Source organism: Nocardia sp. NPDC051321, from assembly GCF_044455225.1.
GTDB lineage: Bacteria > Actinomycetota > Actinomycetes > Mycobacteriales > Mycobacteriaceae > Nocardia.
This window is the reverse complement of sequence record NZ_JBITEM010000007.1, coordinates 437,363-453,690: the sequence shown is the minus strand read 5'-3', so window position 1 is coordinate 453,690 and position 16,328 is coordinate 437,363. Positions and strand designations below refer to the sequence as shown.

General features: G+C 65.6%; 16 protein-coding genes and 1 pseudogene. 12 read left to right on the top strand and 5 right to left on the bottom strand.

Annotation, left to right across the window (positions count from 1 at the left end):
- Positions 1-146: 146 nt before the first annotated feature.
- A complete protein-coding gene (mobF, locus tag ACIA8C_RS19585) occupies positions 147-4,286 on the top strand; it encodes a MobF family relaxase (RefSeq protein ID WP_397136464.1) in 4,140 nt (1,379 codons plus the stop codon).
- A gap of 176 nt (positions 4,287-4,462) precedes the next feature.
- On the opposite strand, the gene ACIA8C_RS19580 is transcribed toward mobF, so the two are convergent.
- Entirely contained in the window at positions 4,463-5,407 is a 945-nt protein-coding gene (locus ACIA8C_RS19580; protein ID WP_397136462.1) for a helix-turn-helix domain-containing protein, read from the bottom strand.
- Between the two features lie 448 nt (positions 5,408-5,855).
- Between ACIA8C_RS19580 and ACIA8C_RS19575 the strand changes: the two genes are divergently transcribed.
- The 6 genes from ACIA8C_RS19575 (at position 5,856) to ACIA8C_RS19550 (ending at position 8,978) form a co-directional block, all read left to right on the top strand.
- On the top strand, positions 5,856-6,071 hold the full coding sequence (locus ACIA8C_RS19575; RefSeq protein ID WP_397136460.1) for a hypothetical protein: 216 nt from the start codon (positions 5,856-5,858) through the stop codon (positions 6,069-6,071).
- Positions 6,072-6,116: 45 nt separating this feature from the next.
- Positions 6,117-6,368: a hypothetical protein gene (locus ACIA8C_RS19570; protein WP_397136458.1), complete on the top strand. Its 252-nt coding sequence runs from the start codon at positions 6,117-6,119 to the stop codon at positions 6,366-6,368.
- Positions 6,365-6,781 (top strand): hypothetical protein, encoded by a 417-nt coding sequence (locus ACIA8C_RS19565; RefSeq protein WP_397136456.1) that lies wholly within the window; start codon positions 6,365-6,367, stop codon positions 6,779-6,781. Before ACIA8C_RS19570 ends, ACIA8C_RS19565 begins: the two co-directional genes overlap by 4 nt.
- Positions 6,778-7,092 (top strand): hypothetical protein, encoded by a 315-nt coding sequence (locus tag ACIA8C_RS19560; protein ID WP_397136454.1) that lies wholly within the window; start codon positions 6,778-6,780, stop codon positions 7,090-7,092. Before ACIA8C_RS19565 ends, ACIA8C_RS19560 begins: the two co-directional genes overlap by 4 nt.
- Positions 7,093-7,094: 2 nt before the next feature.
- Positions 7,095-7,610 (top strand): hypothetical protein, encoded by a 516-nt coding sequence (locus ACIA8C_RS19555; RefSeq protein WP_397136452.1) that lies wholly within the window; start codon positions 7,095-7,097, stop codon positions 7,608-7,610.
- Between the two features lie 75 nt (positions 7,611-7,685).
- On the top strand, positions 7,686-8,978 hold the full coding sequence (locus tag ACIA8C_RS19550; protein ID WP_397136450.1) for a hypothetical protein: 1,293 nt from the start codon (positions 7,686-7,688) through the stop codon (positions 8,976-8,978).
- 350 nt (positions 8,979-9,328) lie between these two features.
- Here the strand turns inward: ACIA8C_RS19550 and ACIA8C_RS19545 are convergent, their stop codons facing one another.
- Positions 9,329-9,511, bottom strand: a complete 183-nt coding sequence (locus tag ACIA8C_RS19545) for a hypothetical protein (protein ID WP_397136448.1) — start codon at positions 9,509-9,511, stop codon at positions 9,329-9,331.
- A 448-nt stretch (positions 9,512-9,959) separates the two neighbouring features.
- A pseudogene (locus ACIA8C_RS19540) lies at positions 9,960-10,124 on the bottom strand (transcriptional regulator); the annotation flags it as partial.
- 124 nt (positions 10,125-10,248) lie between these two features.
- On the opposite strand from ACIA8C_RS19540, the gene ACIA8C_RS19535 reads away from it, so the two are divergent.
- The 5 genes from ACIA8C_RS19535 (at position 10,249) to ACIA8C_RS19515 (ending at position 14,371) form a co-directional block, all read left to right on the top strand.
- Complete coding sequence (locus ACIA8C_RS19535; protein ID WP_397136446.1) at positions 10,249-10,677, top strand: acyl-CoA thioesterase; 429 nt, start codon at positions 10,249-10,251, stop codon at positions 10,675-10,677.
- Between the two features lie 20 nt (positions 10,678-10,697).
- On the top strand, positions 10,698-11,945 hold the full coding sequence (locus ACIA8C_RS19530; RefSeq protein ID WP_397136444.1) for a hypothetical protein: 1,248 nt from the start codon (positions 10,698-10,700) through the stop codon (positions 11,943-11,945).
- 176 nt (positions 11,946-12,121) lie between these two features.
- Positions 12,122-12,919 (top strand): alpha/beta fold hydrolase, encoded by a 798-nt coding sequence (locus ACIA8C_RS19525; RefSeq protein WP_397136442.1) that lies wholly within the window; start codon positions 12,122-12,124, stop codon positions 12,917-12,919.
- 138 nt (positions 12,920-13,057) lie between these two features.
- Positions 13,058-13,570: a cupin domain-containing protein gene (locus tag ACIA8C_RS19520; RefSeq protein ID WP_397136440.1), complete on the top strand. Its 513-nt coding sequence runs from the start codon at positions 13,058-13,060 to the stop codon at positions 13,568-13,570.
- 141 nt (positions 13,571-13,711) lie between these two features.
- The gene (locus ACIA8C_RS19515) at positions 13,712-14,371 is read left to right on the top strand and encodes a TetR/AcrR family transcriptional regulator (protein ID WP_397136438.1); all 660 of its coding nucleotides are present in this window, start codon (positions 13,712-13,714) and stop codon (positions 14,369-14,371) included.
- A gap of 84 nt (positions 14,372-14,455) precedes the next feature.
- On the opposite strand, the gene ACIA8C_RS19510 is transcribed toward ACIA8C_RS19515, so the two are convergent.
- Complete coding sequence (locus tag ACIA8C_RS19510; protein WP_397136436.1) at positions 14,456-15,448, bottom strand: alpha/beta hydrolase; 993 nt, start codon at positions 15,446-15,448, stop codon at positions 14,456-14,458.
- Positions 15,449-15,562: 114 nt separating this feature from the next.
- Positions 15,563-16,306, bottom strand: a complete 744-nt coding sequence (locus ACIA8C_RS19505) for an arylmalonate decarboxylase (RefSeq protein ID WP_397136434.1) — start codon at positions 16,304-16,306, stop codon at positions 15,563-15,565.
- Between the last annotated feature and the right edge of the window lie 22 nt (positions 16,307-16,328).

The window sequence follows — 16,328 nt, the reverse complement described above, 5'->3', positions numbered from 1 at the left end:
CCCGTACCCACTCACTACTCAACAACCAGACATCTTGCATCTCGGGGTCATATCGCCTCGAAATTCGTTGTTCTCAGCTATTTTTAAGAGTTGCCCTCTTGAATTACGAAGTGTAGTAGGCGCTTCATGGAGGCATGGTCGCGACGATGCACAAAGTCGCCGCAGGCAACGGCTATCAGTACTACCTGCGAAACACCGCCGCCAACGACACCAGCGCGCGCGGCCGCGCCTCGCTGGCCGAGTACTACGACGAACACGGTGAAGCCCCCGGAACCTGGCGCGGCACCGGACTTTCCGCACTCGGTATCGCCCCTGGTTCAGAGGTGACCGAGGAGCAGATGCGCAATCTGTTCGGGGAAGGGATCCACCCGGACGCCGAGCAGGCCCGCGCACGCGCCCTCGCCCGCCACCATGCTGCCGGTGTGCCGCGCGCGCAGGCTGCCCGGATGGCGGAGAAGGCAACCAGACTCGGTAACCGCTACCCGGTCTACGCCTCTACCTCGGGCTACCGCGCCGCCAAGGCCCAGGCATACCGCGACTACAACACCAGCGTCGGCGCGTGCGCCACCGCGCCCATCCCCGAGGATGTCCGCGCTCGGATCAGCACCGCAGTCGCCACCGACATGTTCACGCTCGAGTACGGGCGCGCCCCGCTCGATGCCCGTGAGTTGTCGGGGTGGGTGGTCAAGAACTCCCGCCCCGACCGCACAGCGGTCGCGGGATACGACTTCACGTTCAGTCCCGTCAAGAGTGTGTCTGTGTTGTGGGCGATCGCCTCACCACCGCTGGCGGACATGATCGCCACCGCGCACCGGCACGCGGTCACCGACGCGCTGGCCTGGCTGGAATCTGAGGCGTTGTTCACCCGGTTGGGTCGCAACGGTATTCGCCAAGTCCAGGTCCAAGGCGCGATCACCGCGACGTTCACCCACCGCGACTCCCGCGCGGCCGATCCTGACCTGCACACCCACGTGCTGATCGCCAACCGCGTACGCACCACCGACGGCAAGTGGCGCACCATCGACGGCACCACCATCCACGAAGCAGTGGTCACGGTCTCCGAAATCTATGACACCCGCCTGGAACACCACCTCGAAACCGCGCTCGGCCTGCGGTTCGCCGACCGCCTCGACCGCGACCCCAACCAGGTTCGTGTCCGTGAGATCGTCGGTGTTCCACTGCCGCTGATCCACCTGTGGTCGCGGCGCGGGACCGCGATCACAAATCGCCTGGATACCCTCACCGCCGCATGGCAAGCCGCATTCGGGCGCGAACCCGAACCTGGCGAAGTACACCGACTCGCCCAACGCGCGACCCTGGAAACCCGACCCCGCAAACATGTTCCGGGGTCCCGCGCACAACAACGCGCGAACTGGCGCGAGGAAGCCGCCGAACTACTCGGCGGCTCCGAGGCTGTGGACGCTGTCATCAGCCGTGTCCTGTCCGTCCAACCGGTCCCGCGTCCGGCACCCGATGACGCGTTCGTGGCCCGCATCAGCGGCCAGGCGGTGGCGGCGGTCTCGGACAAACGCGCGACCTGGCGTGAGTTCAATCTCCGGGCCGAAGTCGAACGCCAACTCCGCGGCGAGGTGGTTCCCGCAGATTGGTCGCGCGTCACCGCGGAAGCGTGCGCGCACGCGCTCGCACCGAGCGCTGCGGTCGCGCGCGGTGATCCGGACCTGACCGAGCAACCTGAACTGAGTGCGGTCCCGGCATGGTTGCGCCGCGACGACGGCACCCCGATACACACCCGCGCGAACTCCCAGATCTACACCACCGCATCCACGCTCGCCGCCGAAGCCGAACTCATCGCCCTCGCAGTCGAACCCGGCGGACGCATCCTGCCTGCCGGACACGTCGCCCTCGCGGTCCACGACTACAACACCGCCCACCCCGACGAGCCGCTGAACCTCGGTCAGATCCGCGTCATCGAATCCTTCGCCACTGCCGGGATGTGCGTGCACACCGCCAACGCACCAGCCGGAACCGGCAAGACCACCGCCATGGCAGTACTGGCCACCGCCTGGGAATCGGCCGGCGGGACCGTACTGGGCTTGGCCCCCACCGCCAACGCCGCCTCAGAACTAGGCCACGCGATCAGTACCCGCGCCGAAACTGTCGACAAACTCCTCCACGTCCTCGACGCTCATCACCCCGCCGCGCTCACCGGTGAGTATCCGCCGCACCTGCCGCAATGGGTCCTCGACATCGACGACACCACCCTGGTCATCATCGATGAACACATCACCGTGCCGACCTCCAAACGTCTGCGCCTGTTGCGGTATCTGAGCAGCCGGGATGCGACCGTGCGATGCCTGGGCGATGACCATCAGCTCCCGGCTATCGATGCCGGTGGAGCCGCAGCCGACATGGCCCACGCCGCACCCGCCCAGCCAGTCACCCTCACCGAGGTCGTGCGCTTCGCCAGTCGCGGGGAAGCATTGGCGTCCAAGGGAATACGCGCGGGTGATCCCCTGGCCCTGGCCTGGTATCTCGACCACGGCCGCATCCACGCCGGACATTTGGGCAGCGTCTACGACGACACTTACCGAGGCTGGGCCGCCGACACCGCCGCGGGCGCGCACGCGGTGATGCTGGCACCGACCCGCGACATCGTGACCGCCCTGAACATGCGTGCCCGCGCCGAGCGGCTCGCCCGCACACCCACACCCACCGAGCCGGATGTCCTCCTCGCGGACGGGCTACTCGCCTCGGCCGGGGACACCGTGCGCACCCGCCGCAACGACCCTCGCCTGCGCGTCGGCGAACACGACTGGGTCCGCAACGGCTACATCTGGACCATCCGCCAAGTCCACCCCGACGGCGCACTCACCCTCGCGCGGTGCGTCCACGGCCGAGACACCGCCGCCGTCGTGCGCCTGCCTGCGGACTATGTGAGCGAACACCTGCACTTGGGTTACGCCGCCACTATCGACTCCGCTCAAGGCATCACCGCCGACACTTGCCACGTCGCCCTGTCCGGGCGCGAGTCCCGCCAGCAGTTCTATGTAGCGATGACACGCGGACGCGACGCCAATCACGCCTACCTCGCCACCGCGATGGGAGGCGAGGAAGGCGACATCTACACAATGCCCGCCCACTACCCCCGCACCGCTAGCGAACACCTGCAATACATCCTCGACCGCGACGGGACAGCCAGATCAGCCCACACCGAACTGCGCGATGCCCTCGACCCCGCACGCCGCATCGGCCGCGCCATCGACATTTACCTCGACACCCTCGCCATGACCGCCGAAAACGTCTGCGGCGCACAACGACTCGACACCATCGACCGTATCGCCGAACAAGCCGTTCCGGGGTTGACCGACAGTCCCGCCTACCCGGTCCTACGTCAACACCTGGCGATGCTCGCCCTCGCCGGAGGCGACCCGATCACCGCCTTACGCACCGCGATCACTGGCCGCGAACTCGACACCGCCACCGACCCCGCCGCCGTGCTGGACTGGCGAATCGACCCCACCGGCCAGCACTCCGCCGGACCAGGCCCACTTTCATGGACACCCGGACTGCCCGCCAACACCGCCGACACCCTTGACCTCGACGTCCTTGCACCTGTGCGAGCCCGCCAGCAGATCGTGACCGAACTCGCCACCCAGATCAGCGACACTGCCCAAGCGTGGACCCCGGCCACCGCGCCCCGATGGGCGCGAAACCTCCTCCCAGATACCGAACTCGCTGTCGACCTTGCTATTTGGCGTGCCGGACTCCACATCCCCGACACCGAGCACCGGCCTACCGGACCGATCCGCCACACCGCCATCGAACGCGCCCACCAGCAACAACTCCAACGCCGCATCCTCGACAACGACGGCAATACACGACTGCCCCAACATCATTGGGCCGCAACGGTCAACCGAATCGACCCCCGCATCAGCACCGACCCGACATGGCCGATCATCGCCAGCCACGTCGACGCCGCCGCCCGAGCCGGAATCGATATCGAACACCAGCTCACTCAAGCCGCACAACATCGACCGCTGCCCGACGAAATGCCCGCCGCCGCACTCTGGGCACGCCTGGAAATCGACGACAACGACATCACCACCCACCAACCCGACCCCACCCCACACCCGGACAACCAGCAACCCGAACCCACCGAACAACCCCACAGCCCCGACCCGGCCGGGCAAGCAATCGCCGACGCCATCGACGCCGCCGACATCGGCTACCGCACCCAATACGCCGAGCACACCGGCGACTACAGCGCCAACCAGAACGACCCCTACCAGTCGCAACCCGGCACAGGCTATGACATCGACTGGTAACGCCCTGGCCACCGATTGCACACCCGCCGCGCGGGTGACCCATTGTGCAAGTCCCGTCGCGATGACGACACTCGCACAAACCCCTGACAATGCAGAGCCAGCGAGCACATTGCCCGCCTGCACCACCGCCCACTAACTACCAGGGTGGGCACCGCGGAGTACTCGAATGTCGAGTTTTACTTCCCATTCGAACAGTGCATCTCCGGGTTGATCCGGCGGAGCATGATGCCAAGCCATTCGGAATGCTGGAATTCCGGAGGTAGGGCAACGACCCCGGCTGTGGCCTCCCGTACGGCTTCGGACTCGCGGCCGAGCAATGACAGCACTACACCGCGTTGCACGCCCCAGAACCCCTCTACATACCAATACCCATGCCTAGGCAGGTCGCGACTGTCGGTGGATTCGGCCGCCTTGTCGGCCCGGTGGAGCGCCCGGACGGCCCTGGCGTGATCACCCTCCGCTGCAAGCAATTCGGCTTGCTGATAGCGGTCATAGGCACCTAGCACGGGGTGCGCTCTCGGTACCCGAATCGCGGCGTCGGTCACGTCGAGCGCCCGTGCCATGTCCCCGCGATGCCAAGCCGTATACGCGAGGAAGGACAGGGCGTGTTCAATCAGGGAGGCATCTCCGGATTCTTCGGCGAGTTGTACCGCGTCGGTGAGCGCCTTGTCGGCAAGCACGAAGTTGCCAGCGACGTGTTCGAGCCACCCTCGATAGGTGGCAACCTCAGACGCTAAAGATGCACCCCCGGCAGGAACCAAAGCCCTTGCTGCGCCGTCTATTCCCCGAATCGCTGGGATGACCAGAGCCGTCCCGATCTGGTCTTCGAGACGCCGGGTCCGTTCAAGGATCACCGAGATATCTTCTAGCGCTGAGCCTCCCACTGATGACGGATCGGCCATCGTCGCCGTCAGTCGGTCCACATCCAACATCGGATCGCTACCGAGCACTTCGCGGTACGCGGCGATCACTGCCACAGGAACAGGACGCTTGCCGTTCTCGATCTCGGAGAGGTAGCTGGGGCTGTAGTGAGTCTTCCCAGACATCTGACGCAGGCCGACGCCAGCCACCACCCGCAACTCCCGAAGCAGATGGCCGGTCACGTCCGATTCTGCGAACACATGCGAACACTAACCCTGTTCTATTCAGGATGCATCGAGGTCAGGGTTATTTCATGGCCCCGGCTCTGGGCGTAACACACCGAAGCTTCCAAGAGCCGGGTCACCTAACCCATAGTCGATGCAGGGGAGATCGGCAGATGCCGAACAACGAGCTTCCACAACGCGAGCCCTTCAGCGGCCCTCCTCGGCCCGAAGTGTGTGGCTGGTGGCGTACGCCCTCGATCGAGACGTTCGCGGTGTTCGCGGACGCGATCCGCGCATGGGCCGACCAAACCGCGCCCACCAAATCCGCCCGGTGCTGGGGTGCCGCACCAACCCCCAGCACCGGGAGGCACCACACCGAGGGGGTGTAATGCGGCGAGACCGATTCCGTACCACCACATCCCCGGATGGCTGCACAACCGCTACATGGCGACTGGTACACCGCGAATGCCAGGTGCTTCACATCGTGAACCGAGCAGATTCCACACCGGCCTACCGATGGCCCAGCGGAACTGAACTCCCTTGCGAGATACCGGGACTAGTGATACTCGACGGCCTTCCGGACCTGTGGGAGGTCCGCGAGGCGTTCTACGACCTACACGACCTGTTCGACGCGGTCCGCCATGACTACTGGGCCGCACTGCTGGATTCGACCGATCAACCAAACCCGTTGGGAGCGTAGACAATGACGACGAAATGTGAATGCGGGTCCGGCCCGTGGATAAAGGTGTCTCAGTGCAAACACGGCGGCGCGATGTTCGACCAGTCCACCGGTGAAGTGCTCAAGGTGTATTGCCCTTCGATGTACTGTTCGGACCGCGTTCTCGTGCCGGTAGTCGAGGGAAAGATCGGCCAGCACGACGGGGTGGTACCGGGCCGTTGCCCGTGGATCGGAACACGGGTCGTGGACGACCGCGGCGACTTCGCGTCCCGAGACGTCACGACGATCGAGGCGAAGCCGAAGCAGGAGGCGCGATGACCTTCGAAGACCATGTGCAGCGCATAACCGCCAAAGCTGGCCGCGCCGGGTACGGGTTGCGGCGTAAGAACCGGCTGTCGCACGAGTGGGCGTTGTTCGGCGCGAGTGGACACGACGCGGTGGTGTCGGGGTCACTCGATGAACTTGAAACCTGGCTGGCAGGCCAGCGCATGAACATCAGCACCGACAGGCGCAGCGGTGCAACGGTTTTGCGGTTGGCCCCTACCGAGCGGCCGTATGCGGGATCGGACGAGGACAAGGAGGCCGGAACCGAGTTTCGGTGTGCGGTCACGGCGTGGGAGGAAGCGGGAGAACCGCAATCAGGTCCGATCCTGGAACGGCTCGGTGCCGCGCGTGAGCGGTTCCTGAGCGCGCAGCGCTGCGCGCCTGTCAACGGCAAGGACCAGCCGTGAGCGACGGGAACCTCTGCCCCGCAGGGCAACCCGCCATGAGCGGCGTATACGCCCTTGAGATGGTGCCGCAGGTCGAGGAGGAACCAGTGGGTTATCCCGCGCTCACCACGGGCACGCTGGACCACTGTGCCGAGCATCTGGAGACCTCAGCCGACATCTTCAAGAACGGCAAGTATCCGATGACCTGGTTCGACGATCACACGTTCGTTGTCGAACTTCCCGATGGCCGGTTCCTGTTCCGTATCGTCGCCCGGAACGAGGCGATAGGCGTGGAACACTCAACGGTTCACACCACAATGAGACAGGGGTAGACGTGAGTGACGACGAACAACTGACGATGGATCTCGGCGTCGAGCGAACCGAGTGGGGTAAATGGGTCGCCCCGGAACGGCGTGCGGCGCAGGTCCGGAAGTTCATGGACTACGTGGGAATCCGTGAAATCCCTTCTGAGCCGTGGCCGGAGGGCTCAGTAGAGGTGAAACGGCTCGACCCGGTCATAGCGGAGTTGTTCCCGAATATGACTACCGCGATGGCCTCCGAGAATTCCGATATGACCGACGCATTCGTATGTTTCGCTGGAGAGTGTTTTATCCAGTTCGCGGGCGCCCATTGGTTCGACTGCGATTGGTTCGGTAGTGAGTGCTCGTTTTACGCAGACATAAATCCTGCGTTGGAATGCGATACCGTCGATGAGGATGAAATCGTCATATGGCGACTGCTTGATGACATGATCGACTATCACCCAGAAGACCACGATGGCATGTTCTCCTACTTCGCGGCAGCAGTACGCGAATATGCCGGATATCACGAAGAGAAGCTCCAAGGGTAATCACCTGTCACGTGATTGTTCGCCTTCCGGCGTACGTCAGTAGAAAGATCCGCCCACCGGGGGGCTCTCCGAGCAATGGACGAATACGACAAAGACCGCGACGGCTTCGACAATAACCAGCGTGGGAGGATATTCGAGAAGGGGAGCGACAGGTTCTTTCGCGACCGCGAGAACGGCTATGTCTCGGGCTCTCGACTGTATCGCGTCGAAGGTGTCGGAAAGATCCGATTCGACAAGGTCAGGGACGACCAGGGCAAGGTCTCCAGCGTTGAGGAAAAGTCCGGCGTGATCGGAGGGGACAAGGACGAAAACCAGCTCAAGGCAATCTATAAGCTCCTCGAAACGGGACAGATCCAGGAACATGTGCTGCGTTCTGTCGAAGGTGAAAGAGTTTCGAGTAAAGCGCAGATGCTCATAGATCGATTGAAGGAAAAATTTCCGGACAGGTTCACTCATCTAGAAATCGCACGAGCCGATGCCCGTGAAATCTGGACCCTCGGTCTCGCAACGGAGAGAGGGAAAGGGCAGCAGCTCGAAATAGTCGGTGTCCGAGAAAAAGCGCGAGAGGCCAAGGCGAAAGCGCTAGAAAATCGTCGGGAGAAGATCGCAGAGATCGTCAAGGTGCGCGATCGTAAAGAACGCGCTCGAGAACGGCTCGCGAATATCCGGGAAATCGTGAAGGCGCGGGAGGATAAGGACCGTGCCAGAGCCGCAAGCGAGCTGGCCGCTAGACGCGTGGCACTGGAATTCCCGGCTCCCGCTCAGCTCCGGCGAATTGAAGCGCCGACAGCCGACCGCGCCAAAGAAGGAAAAACACCGGAGACCGAGCGCGATCGGGTCACCCGTGAGGCTGCCGAGAAAGCCGTACGGGAATTTCAGGCCCGACTTGCGGCCGGGTCAACCTCGGCAGGTAAGGCGCCGGAGAAGACCACCCCGGAACGTGAATCGCCCGAAGCCGCCCGCGCCAGAGTCGAGCGTGAAGCCCGTGAACAGGTATTGCGCGAATTCCCATTCCCGGTGCCTAAACAGTCCCAGGAGCGAGAAGCCGTCGAGATCGGGGAGCGGCCTAGCCCGGAGCTTGCCGACGCTGCCAGCGTGGAACGTGAAGCGGCAGATAAGGCGCGTGCAGCCGAGAAAGAGCAACAGGCTCGTGACGTGGCGAGAGAGCAAGACGCGGCTCGCAACGCAGCGTTCGAGCGACTACAGGAACAGGGTCGGCTTACGGAAGTGGAACGGCTGCACTGGTTAGGGCAAGCCACCGATCCCCGTGGGGCAGTGCGGGAACCGCCTGGTCACGCACCGGGTGTCGAACGTGGCGGGACCGGACAGGCACAAGGCCGTGACCGAGGACAGTCCCGCGACCGTTGACCGTTCAGCAGCGAAACAACGATCTCGATTCGCGATCGTTCACCGCCCGTTATCCAGCCTGAACAGACATAACAGGGCACCGCAAACGCACATCGCAAGCGCAACGATCGACGGCTGGGCCGGATGTCGGTTTCGGGTCACCCGATACTCGGGCCACGCGCCAGCGCGCGCCCGTCGCGTCGCGACCGGGCGGGCGCATGGTCAGATTGCGAAAAGCGTTGTGCCGCAGCATTCTATGAACCATGCAGCACAGATGAAGAGAGCAGGCAGTCCCGGAAGTGAGAACGACCGTTACTCTAGCCAGCAGCAGCCACGGATTTGTGAAGTTCCAAAACTTCTGCACGGCCGAGTCATTCACCCGCCGCAAAAACGGCCGTCGGGGCCATCTCGGGTAAAGTCATCACCGCTCCTTCCTTCCGCAGCGACACCAGACACCAGATGCTGGCGTCGCCATCGAAGGAAGGAGAAGGTGACTCGATGAAACGTCCAAAAAGAGCGAAGAAGACCCCAGTTCGCGAGGCCAGGGTCTTCATCGCTTGCCCCCAGGAGCTGCTCTACAGCCTGATTTTGTTGGTTCTGCTGTTGAGTAGCTGATCATCGAGCTACACGGGCCCGGCACCGGTTGTCCCCGGTGTCGGTCACCCGAACCTCTCTGACCTGGGCGTTCAGCGGCGCGATTGACACGTAAGTGTCAACGCCGCTGCGATTAGTGTAGTGCATGTATAGAACTTCTCTAACGCTGAGCGCAACGCTAACGCTTAACGCTGAGCGCAACGCTATCCCTGAGCACTAAGCCCAAACGCTAACGCTAAGCGCAGTTAGCAGCCCCTGGAACGGGTGACGGAACGCTGGCCCGGTACGGGCCGGTCATCCCGCGAGGTCGCCGCCAATCCAGCCGCCCGGTCACGGGCTGCCGCACCCCTTCGGGGTTTGCCACGCAACCCCGTCCAACTGCGATTATGTAGTCCGTAACTGAGATGTGACCCCGGCCAGCTGGGCGACCTCCTCTCGCCGCAGGCCAGGCGTGCGGCGGCGCAACCCGGGCGGCATGCCGACCTCGGCGGGGGTGATGCGATCCCGTCGGCTGCGCAGGAAGGACGCGAGCTCGGTCCGTCGGGTGGAGAGGGTAGCTGGCACGCCGTCCATGATCGGGCATTCCGGGACGCGATGCCAGGTGCTGCCGATACCAGTGTCGCCACTGTCTAGGTATCGGCGCCGCGACGACGGCAGGCTGGCGATCCGGCAGCAACCCTCGAATGTCAGGAGCCCGATGAGCGACACGCCGTTCACCATGCGATTCACCGTCCGCAGTTACGAACTCGACACCAATCACCATCTCGCGAGCACGGTGTATCTCCAGTACGCCGAGCATTCCAGGTTCGCGTGCGGGCAGGCGGCCGGGCTGTCGCCGGAACGGCTGCTCGCCGACGGGTTCGGGCCGATCAACCTCGAGACCACCCTGCGCCACCACGCGGAACTGCGCGCCGACGACGCGGTCGATGTGTCGTGCGCGTTCGTCTGGGGCGCAGGCAAGACCCATCGGGTGGAGCATGTGCTGCGCAAGCCGGACGGCACGCTGGTGGCCGAGGTGAGCAGCGTGAGCGGGCTGCTGGATTTGCGGACCCGGCGCCTGGTCGCCGGCCCCGGGCAGGAGCTGCGGGCGCGCGCGATTGAGCCTGCGCTGCTGGGTCTCGCGTGATCCAGCCCGCGGACAGCGCCGTGAAATGTCTTCTAGGACAGATCGATCACGGCTTTGTGCCGCGCAAACTCACCGTCAGTTATGTGGCAGTCTGCGTCGGCGAGATCGATAGCGCGTTGCTGCGCAGGGCTTTCGAGTTGCTGTGCCGGAAGTATCCGATGCTGCGCGGAACAATCGAGGTCACCGGCGACGAGTGCTGGCTGCGGATCCCGGACGGCGACACCGGTGCGGCGGTAACCGACGTCGGCGAGGGACACATCGCCGACTGGCTCGAACATGGCAGCACGCCCCTCGATCCCGCGCGCGCCCTCGCCGGACTCACGATTGTGCGCGAGGGTGCGACGACCGCGGTCGCCCTGCGAGTCAGCCACGCCATCAACGACGCAACGATGGGTTTCGCGCTGCTGGAACACTTTTGGCGGATCACGGCCGCGCTGGCCGGAGCCGCGCCGCTGCCCGACCCGACTCCGGTCCACCCGGGCAGTCTCGAAGGGGCCTACCGCGCGCGGGACATGGACCTGCCGCAATTCACCCTGCCGGGCGTCGGTTCGGTGCACAGCGTTCCACGCACCGAAACCGCCGACGACACGTGCTTCCGTCCGGTGCCGGGGGAGCGGATCATCCTTTCCGAGCGCGACACCGGCGCGCTGCTCGAGCATGCGCGCGCGTCCGGGACGACGCTGCACGCCATGCTCAGTGCCGCGATCATCCGCGCCGAACGCGCGACGATCACCGAAACAGTCAGCACGACAACCGAACTCCCGATGATCATGTTCCACCTCGTCGATCTGCGTCCGCATCTGCGGCCACCGGCCCGGCCGGACGAGATCACCAATGCCCTGGCCTACGCGCCCACCGTGACTCCGTGCGAGCCCGGCGCGGACCTCGGCCTGCTGGCCGACCAGGCCAAGGCGCAGATCGTCGATGGCATCGACAGCGGGGCCGCGCTCACGGTGATGCTGGCCGCGGCGTCGGCGGCCGCACAGGGTGTGGGCCGCCATGCCGGGAACTTCATCACCAATTGGGGAGTGGTCCCCGGCCTTGCCGCGCCGACCGGGGTCGAGATCGTCGATTTCCGCGGCTTCGCCACCTCCGAGCCGGTGACCATGGTCGGCTATTTCGTCTCCACGTTCACCGGGCGACTGAGCATCGAGCTGGGGTTCTCGCCGCGCTTCCACCCGCCCGCGCAGATCGCCGAACTGCGCAGGTCCATCGTCGTCGACCTCGCGCACCTGATCCCGCTACGAACGTCACTGTTGATTACCTGAGACCTCTTGTAGCGCTGCCTATTTCGCTGAATCGAAACGCTGGGCGCCCAGTGTAAAAGCTGCCGTCGGCAAAGGCCGAGTTGGCAGAATCCAGCAGTTACGTTACAGTCACTCACTGTAACGAAATGTCCATACAGCGGGGACCGGAACGCCCCGTAGAGAAGGAGTAGAAAGCCATGAGCAAGCACATCGCCACCTCGATCACGTCGGCGCTGGCGGCCCTGGTGTCGGGCACCCACGATCAGGCCGATGACGGGCAGCCGAAGCCGACGGTGGTGCTGGTGCACGGCGCCTTCGCCGACGCATCGGGCTGGTCGGCGGTCGCGGCGCGGCTGCACCGCCGGGGTTTCCCGGTCGTCGCGGTGCCCAACCCGCTACGCGGCCTGGCCTACGACACCGCGTACCTGCAGGGCCTGCTCGCGGGCATCGAGGGACCGAAGATCCTGGTCGGGCACTCCTACGCCGGCGCGGTGATCACGAACGCCGCGCCCGCCGTCGCCGACGTGAAAGCTCTTGTCTACGTAGCGGCGTTCGCCCCCGACGCGGGTGAGGCGCTGGGTGGTCTGCTCGAGACGCACGCCGACGCGTCGGTGCCGCCGCTGCCGCAGCAGGTCTTCCAGTACACCCGCCCGGATGGCTCGACCGGCACCGAGGTGTGGCTGGATCAGACCCGATTCGCGACCGCGTTCGCCGCCGACGCCGACGCGTCCACCGCCGCGTTCCTGGCGATCTCACAGCGGCCGGTCGCCGCCGAGGCGTTCGGCGAGCAGGCCACGGCGGCCGGCTGGCGGACCCTGCCGTCGTGGGCGCTGATCGCGACCAAGGATCACGCCATCGCGCCGAGCCTGGAACGGTTCATGGCCGAGCGGGCCGGCGCCGACATCACCGAGGTCGACTCCTCGCACGCGGTCATGGTCAGCCACCCCGACACGGTCACCGAGGTGATCGAAAAGGCCTACCAGGGCACCCGCTGACCCAACCGCCCCGCCGGTGACCGGGAGAAGTTCACCCAGATCTTGCTGCGCAGGACGTTACGCGGTCTGGTAGATCTGGCAGGCCTGGGCGTGCCCGCCCGCAGCGCCTGATCGAGCCCGAGACAAGGACATTCACGCATGGATCACCGCATCGTTCCGCCGTTCACCGTCGTGCGACCCGGCGAGGGGCGGCACGTGACCATTCCCGGGTTCGGCGCCGATTTCAAGATCACCGGTGCCGCGGTGGCGATCGTCGAGCATCCCTTCGCCGTCGGCATGATCACCCCGCCGCACCGGCACACCCGCGAGGACGAGTACTCCATCGTCCTGGAAGGCGACATCGGGTTCCGTTCCGATGACGCCGAGGCGGTGGTCGGGCCCGGCGGCTATGTGATCAAGCCGCGCGGTCAGCTGCACGCCATGTGGAATGCCGGACAGGTGCCGGGCCGGATCATCGAGATCATCATCCCCGGCGGGTTCGAGGAGTACTTCGCCGAACTCGGGCAGTTGACGGCCACCGACACCACCACGCCCGCCGAGTTCGACGACCTGGCCGCCCGCTACGGATTGACCTACGAGTACCCGGACTGGCTCGACGAGGTCATCGCCCGCTACCACCTCGACCCGCCGACACACGGCACCACCGCCTAGCGATAACCGGCCCGGCGACCGGAATGGCTGTGCCGCAACTTGTTCCGGCGCGGCGCGGCGATCATCCCGGCGCCTGGCCACATCGGACAAACGCCGCGGGTTACAGTCCTGTGGTGTAACGCAACCGCGAACGGGGAGGCCATGACACCGCAGCGCACCGAATCCGCCGAACAGCCGCAGGCGCGCAAATCCGGTCCGCGCGGCGGCCGCCCACGCGACCCGGCCGTTGACGAGGCGATCATCGTCGCGACCCGCCGACGCCTGGTCACCAACGGCTACTCGCAGATGGCGCTCGGCGATATCGCCGCCGACGCCGGAGTCACCCGACCCACCCTTTACCGCCGCTGGTCCAGCAAACTCGAACTCGTCATCGACGCGCTCGACTACGGATTTCGCGCCCAAACCGCGGCCACCCCACCGTTTCCGCTCGAAGATCTGGCGCCGAAGGAAGCGTTCACCGAGGCCATCCGCCGGGTCGACCCTTGCTACTACAACCCCGACGCCATCGTCCTGCAGGGCGGATTCATCAGCGAAGCCGAGCGCGTCCCCGAACTGCTCGCGCACGTGGTCGAACGCGCCGTCGAACCCAGGGTCTCTCAGGTCGAACAGGTGCTGCGCCACTTGATCGAGCGCGGCGCGGTGCGGGCCGACACGGACACGCGCACCGTCGCGACGATGGTTTTCGGCGCCTACTTCGGCGCTTTCCTGCGTGGTGACGACGCCACCACCCGCGGCGGCCTGGCCGACAAACTCACCGCCACGCTGTGGCCCGCCATCACCGCCGACACCGGTCCGGGATAGCGCTCGGCGAGGACGCTGAGTGGTCCGATCGAGCGCTGCCCAGTGGCACCCGACGGACTGGTCAGGGCGGAGACGCTGAGCTGATCAGGAAGCGCCGGAAAGGATTTGGGCGTCCGGCGCGGCCGCTACTCGGGCGACCGCGTTTTCGGCGGTGCGAGCGTCGGCTGCCGGTGCGGTGGGCGGGTAGTAGTCGGCGGTGCGGTTGCCTGCGAGGAAATCTCCGGTCCAGCCGATGGCGAGGCTGCGCAGGGTGGTGATGTTCACCGATTCCGGTGTGCCGCACAGCAGCCTGCCCATGGTGTCGACGTCCGGGCCTTCGGCGTCGGTGTGCACGCCGGTGTTGATCCGGATGCCGACGTAGGCGCGATGCAGGGTGGATTGCACCGCGCCGGTGCCGCCACCGAAGGCGTTGCACAGCGAGGGCGGGCCGGAGATGGTGAGGATCGGCAGGGGTGTGGTGTCCAGGTCGGCGAGCGCTCGATCGGTGTTGTCCCCGACGAAGGACTTGACCGGGTCGAGCAGTACGAGGCCGCGCAGCCGCGCCCACCCGTCGGGCGCATCGGTGTGCAACCGGTGCGCGACGTATTCGACGGCTTCCGCGCCCGCCGAGTGACCGACGAAGACATACTGTGCCGGTAGTCGGAGGCCGGGTCGGCCCGCGCTCCCGGTTGCAGCGGAAAAGCTTTGGGCGAGTGGGTTGTTCGGCCGATCCGCGCTGGCGAGGAGGGCCGCGATAGCACCGAGGAACGCGGTGTTGCCGGTGAGATTCTGCAAGGTGCAGCCCGCAAGATCGATGAACGGCAGGCTCGGCGCGAAGACCAGGTAGCCCGCTTCGGCGTACGCGGCGGCGAGCCCGGCGATGTTGGCATTGCTGCGGGCGAAACCGTGCTGCAGCCAGACCAAGCCCTTCGGTTCACCGACTGGCAGATGCCAGTCCACCGGGATCGGCAGCATGCTGCCTGCGCACGGGATCGAGAGGAGTTCGGGCATGGTGGCCGGTTCGGCGCGAGCGGCCGGTCCGGCGGTGAGGGTGAGACAGAGGGCGATGGCGGCGGTTGCCGCACCTCGGAGTTTCATGGTGACTCCAACGACGAGGCGCGCTGTTTCCTTGTGCGAAATAGCGTTTCTTATTGTGCGTGTCCATTAGCGCTCGAATCACCGGCGCTGTCAACCCTTCCGGCCCAACGTCATTCAGTGCTCGCGCAGCAACTGCCCGGCACCGTCGACGCGATCGGCGATGCCGTGCTCGCGCAGCGCGTGCCAGAGGGTGGCGGCGTTGATCGCGAGGACGGGTTTGCCGAGTTCGGCTTCCCACTGATCGGCGAGGGCGACGAACGACAGGTTGGTGCCGACTTGGACGATCGCATCGACGGCAGTCCCGTCCAGGTCGGCCACCACCTGCCGGAGCCGGTCCGGTGCCACCCGGGCGATCGCCATGGCGTCCGGGCAGCGCAGCCCGGTGATCGTGGCGACCTCGAAACCCGCCTCGGTGAAGAACCGGCCGACCTCTCGGTCGGCGATCGGCTGGTACGGGGAGAAGACCGCGATAGTGCGGCAGCCGAGTTCACGCAGTGCCGCTCGGCACGCGCTGGCGCCGGTGGTGACCGGGAGTCCGGTGCGATCGCGCAGCCGCTGTTCGAAGGCCGCGTTGCCCGCGACGCCGCCCCAGAAGGTTTCGGCGGACATGCCCATGACCATCCGGTCCGGCTCGGCGGTGAGCACGTCGCGCACCGCGGTCTCGATGGACGCGCGGATCTGACCGAGTAGGCGCTGGAAGTCGTCGTCGTCGCCCATCGCCGGATCCGGGATGTACATCGAGCCGGCGCGATAGGCGACACCGGGCAGCCCCACCCGCCAATAGTCGTGTTCGACAACGGTATTGGTGCTCGGCACGATGACGCCGAAGACGGCGCGCGGGCCGACGATATTGGTCATGCTATTCCCTTGTGACGCTGGG

Coding starts and splice junctions, on each gene's coding strand:
- mobF (WP_397136464.1), top strand. CDS start 147: ATGCACAAAGTCGCCGCAGGCAACGGCTATCAGTACTACCTGCGAAAC.
- ACIA8C_RS19565 (WP_397136456.1), top strand. CDS start 6,365: ATGACCTTCGAAGACCATGTGCAGCGCATAACCGCCAAAGCTGGCCGC.
- ACIA8C_RS19550 (WP_397136450.1), top strand. CDS start 7,686: ATGGACGAATACGACAAAGACCGCGACGGCTTCGACAATAACCAGCGT.
- ACIA8C_RS19545 (WP_397136448.1), bottom strand. CDS start 9,511: ATGAAGACCCTGGCCTCGCGAACTGGGGTCTTCTTCGCTCTTTTTGGA.
- ACIA8C_RS19535 (WP_397136446.1), top strand. CDS start 10,249: ATGAGCGACACGCCGTTCACCATGCGATTCACCGTCCGCAGTTACGAA.
- ACIA8C_RS19525 (WP_397136442.1), top strand. CDS start 12,122: ATGAGCAAGCACATCGCCACCTCGATCACGTCGGCGCTGGCGGCCCTG.
- ACIA8C_RS19520 (WP_397136440.1), top strand. CDS start 13,058: ATGGATCACCGCATCGTTCCGCCGTTCACCGTCGTGCGACCCGGCGAG.
- ACIA8C_RS19515 (WP_397136438.1), top strand. CDS start 13,712: ATGACACCGCAGCGCACCGAATCCGCCGAACAGCCGCAGGCGCGCAAA.
- ACIA8C_RS19510 (WP_397136436.1), bottom strand. CDS start 15,448: ATGAAACTCCGAGGTGCGGCAACCGCCGCCATCGCCCTCTGTCTCACC.
- ACIA8C_RS19505 (WP_397136434.1), bottom strand. CDS start 16,306: ATGACCAATATCGTCGGCCCGCGCGCCGTCTTCGGCGTCATCGTGCCG.